3 protein-coding genes are annotated in these 3985 nt (G+C 56.3%); all 3 read left to right on the forward strand.

Annotated elements, in window-relative coordinates:
- Positions 1-2657 (forward strand): error-prone DNA polymerase (locus ACPYOJ_RS33945; protein WP_481420161.1); only part of this gene is annotated, 2657 nt, incomplete at its 5' end.
- Positions 2658-2931: 274 nt separating this feature from the next.
- Positions 2932-3348, forward strand: coding sequence for a (2Fe-2S)-binding protein (locus ACPYOJ_RS33950; RefSeq protein ID WP_481420162.1), 417 nt, complete (start codon positions 2932-2934; stop codon positions 3346-3348).
- Positions 3314-3805 (forward strand): bacterioferritin, encoded by a 492-nt coding sequence (gene bfr / locus ACPYOJ_RS33955; RefSeq protein WP_481420163.1) that lies wholly within the window; start codon positions 3314-3316, stop codon positions 3803-3805. Before ACPYOJ_RS33950 ends, bfr begins: the two co-directional genes overlap by 35 nt.
- Positions 3806-3985: the final 180 nt, after the last annotated feature.

Consider the following 3985-nt stretch of genomic DNA (forward strand, 5'->3'; position numbering starts at 1 on the left):
ATCCGGAAGCGATCGGAAATACCGGCAAGTTTTTTGCCGGGCTGAAATTCTCATTGGACGAGATCAGTCACAACTATCCGGCTGAGAATGCGCCGGGAGAAACGGCGTATGAGACGCTTGATCGCCTGACACGAGCCGGTGCGGTGAAGCGGTATCATCCCGAGCCAGTTCCCGAAAAAATCCAGGAGCAAATCGATTACGAACTCGATTTGGTCAGGCAGAAAAACTACGCGTCTTACTTCCTGACGGTTCATAGTATCGTCCAGCATGCGCGTTATGAGCTGAAGGTCCTCTGCCAAGGACGCGGATCGGCTGCGAATTCGGTCATCTGCTACTGCCTGGAGATAACGGAAGTCGATCCGGCCAAGAGCACGCTTCTTTTCGATCGCTTCATTTCGATGGATCGGGACGAGCCGCCGGATATTGACGTCGATTTTGAACACGACAGGCGTGAGGAGGTCATCCAGTTCATTTACAAAAGATATGGTATCGCGCATGCCGGTCTGACGGCCGGGGTGACCACCTACCGCACCCGCTCGGCCGGCCGCGAAGTCGCCAAGGCCTTCGGAATGTCGGAGGATGTTCAGACCGCGATCAGCAGCCTGGTCTGGGGCTGGTCTGCGGATAATTTGTCGGAACGCGATGCGAAGGCGGCCGGGCTCGACATCAAGGATCCGCTGACGCAGAACGTGCTGAAATATGCCTCCGAGCTCCTCAGCTTCCCGCGCCACCTCACCCAGCATGTCGGCGGCTTCGTCATCACGCGGGATCGGCTCGACGAAGTGGTGCCGATCATGAAGACGGCGATGCCGGATCGCTATATGATCGAATGGGACAAGGATGATCTCGATAACGTCAAGATCCTCAAGGTGGATGTGCTGGCGCTCGGCATGCTGACCTGCCTGCGCAAGGCTTTCACGCTTCTTGAAGATCATTATGGGGTCCGGAAAACCCTCGCCGATCTCGGCAATAAGGAACATGGAGACGAGGGTAAGCCAGTCTATGCGATGATGTGCCGGGCCGATACGCTTGGCGTCTTCCAGATCGAAAGCCGGGCACAGATGAGCATGCTGCCGCGGCTGAGGCCGAAGACATTCTACGATCTCGTCATCGAAGTTGCGATCGTGCGGCCGGGACCGATCCAGGGCGATATGGTGCACCCCTATCTGAAGCGCCGGGAACAGCAAGACAAGAAAATTCCGGTCGAATATCCGAGCGAGGAACTGAAGGCGGTGCTGGAAAGGACCCTCGGCGTTCCCCTGTTCCAAGAACAGGCGATGCAGATTGCGATCACCGCAGCCGGCTTCGCGCCGGCGGAAGCGGACAAGCTTCGGCGCGCCATGGCGACATTCAAGCGAACCGGCACGATCGGAAATTTCGAGAACAGGTTCATAGACGGCATGGTCGCCAAGGATTATCCTCGAGACTTCGCCCAGCAATGCTTCAATCAGATCAAGGGCTTCGGCGAATACGGCTTTCCTGAAAGCCATGCGGCTTCCTTCGCGCTGCTCGTCTATGCCTCGTCCTGGGTCAAAGCCTATTATCCCGATGTCTTCTGCGCGGCGATGCTGAATTCGCAGCCGATGGGCTTCTATGCGCCGGCGCAGCTGGTGCGTGATGCGCGGGAGCATGGCGTGGAAATTCGCGAGGTCGATGTCAATCGTTCGGATTGGGACTGTCTTTTGGAGGAAGCGCGTTTCGACAGGCCGAAAGTCGATTTCCGGCACAAGGACATGCGCGAGATTATCCGAACGAAAAGAGCGGTTCGCCTTGGTTTCCGGCAGGTGAAGGGCCTTTCTGAAAAAGCCATCAGCGAAAAATTGATTGCAAATCGAGGTGCCGGGTACGGATCGATCCGTGAACTCTGGCTGCGCTCAGGCCTCGAAAGATCGGAGATCGAACGGCTGGCGGATGCGGATGCCTTCCGTTCGATCGGTCTGTCGCGGCGTGAGGCGCTCTGGGCGGTGCGGGCGCTTGATGTGAAAAGTGCCGCAGAGAAGCTGCCCTTGTTCGATCAGGTGTCCCATGCCGAACTCCAGATCGAGCCAAGCGTGACGCTGCCCGAGATGTTGCCGGGGGCGCAGGTCGTCGAGGATTATCGCTACCTTTCGCTATCGCTGAAGGCCCATCCGGTTTCGTTCCTGCGAGAGGATTTCCGGAGAGCGGGCATTACGCGTAACGTCGATCTTCTCAGCGTCCCGAACGGAAAGAGGGTGACGATTGCCGGGCTGGTGCTGGTGCGTCAGCGTCCGGGCACGGCCAAGGGAGTAATCTTCATGACGCTGGAAGATGAGACGGGTGTTGCCAATGCCATCGTCTGGCAAAAGGTTTTCGAGAAATATCGCCCGATCGTCATGGGAGCGCGGCTCGTAAAAATCCAAGGTAGACTGCAAAGTCATGGTGGTGTGATTCACACTGTCGTCGAGCATATCGAAGATATGACGCCCGCCCTCGGCCTTCTGAAGAAGGAAGCTCGGAGCTTCGGGGTCAGCGAGCGCGCCGACGAGACAATGCGGGCGACAGCCGATGCACGCGAAAAGAAGATGGCACGCATGCTCGAAAAGGCCGCGATTGAAAGGCGAATGAGGTCAACAAGCGGGCAGACGGATGGCGCAGAGACCGCTCAGGTCATGCCGAAGGGGCGCAATTTTCATTGATGCTGCCGTGCGACGAGAACCGTTGCCGAGAGGCCCCTCAGCGATTTGCATCATTGAAGCGAGCTGACCCGGCCCAACCGATATCGTTTCAATCTGCTGAACCGTCACCTGTTTCGAAGAAAAACGGCAAGGACCATGACCTGTCTGTTCACCCACCGCGGTAGTGCCACCTCCGAGATCTCTAGGGGATGCGTGTCCACAATTCTTACGAGGTGCTTGCAGGATCGGAAGCGAAATGCGTGATTTCACCCCCGAACCTCACACGGCCATGTGAATGGGGGACAACCAGTCGCATGCTTTCGATCTCGATTTTTTCTTGACAGCCACCATCTTCTTTTGCAGAAAAGACGATAGTGAATGTCATGTTTGGAATGAAGACGTGCTTGTCTGCAGCTGCAATTACATAACTGACCACGAAATCCGCGAAGTCATCAACGAACTTCTCGATCAGGATTGTTGGCAGCTTATTGTTCCTGCGAAGGTCTATCACGCCATGGAAAAGCGTGGTCGCTGCTGCGGCTGCTTCCCCAACGTCGTCGATATCATCATCCAAACAACCGAAGAATATCATGCTCGCCGCGACTCGACGGAGGGTGAGATATCTGATTTCATGTCCCGCCTGAAACAATTCCACGAGGATAACAGGAGGGCGGACATTGAAAGGCGACAAAAAAGTCATCGAGCGGCTTAACGAGGCGCTATTCCTCGAACTCGGTGCCGTCAATCAATTCTGGGTCCATTACCGTCTTTTGGAAGACTGGGGCTACACCAAGCTCGCAAAGAAGGAACGCGCCGAATCCATCGAGGAAATGCACCATGCCGATCGCCTGGTCGCGCGTATCATCTTCCTTGAGGGGCATCCGAACCTTCAGACACTCGCGCCTTTGCGCATCGGCCAGAACGTCAAGGAGGTTCTCGAAGCCGACTTGGCCGGTGAGTATGACGCCCGCACGGCCTACAAGAAATCACGCGACATCTGTCATGACGCCGGCGATTATGTCTCCATGAAGCTGTTTGAGGATCTCCTCGCAGACGAGGAGGGTCATATCGACTTTCTCGAATCTCAGCTGCAACTGCTCGAGAAGATCGGCGAATCCAAATATGGCCAGCTCAATGCAGACTCGGCCGACGACGCAGACAAGGACTGAGGTCTGCCCACCGGCCGAATTTTTCGGCCGGTTCCTCTTTTCCGTCGCATCAAGGCGATGTTCGCTTATCAGGGCTGCAGACTGCAGTCCTTCTTCGCGGAAGACGCAAGCAACTCTTCTTAATCCGGCGCTCTCAAGCCTGCCAGGTGGCTGAACTCGGATACGACCCGATCATAGACC

The organism is Rhizobium sp. SVR5-9E, assembly GCF_056755095.1.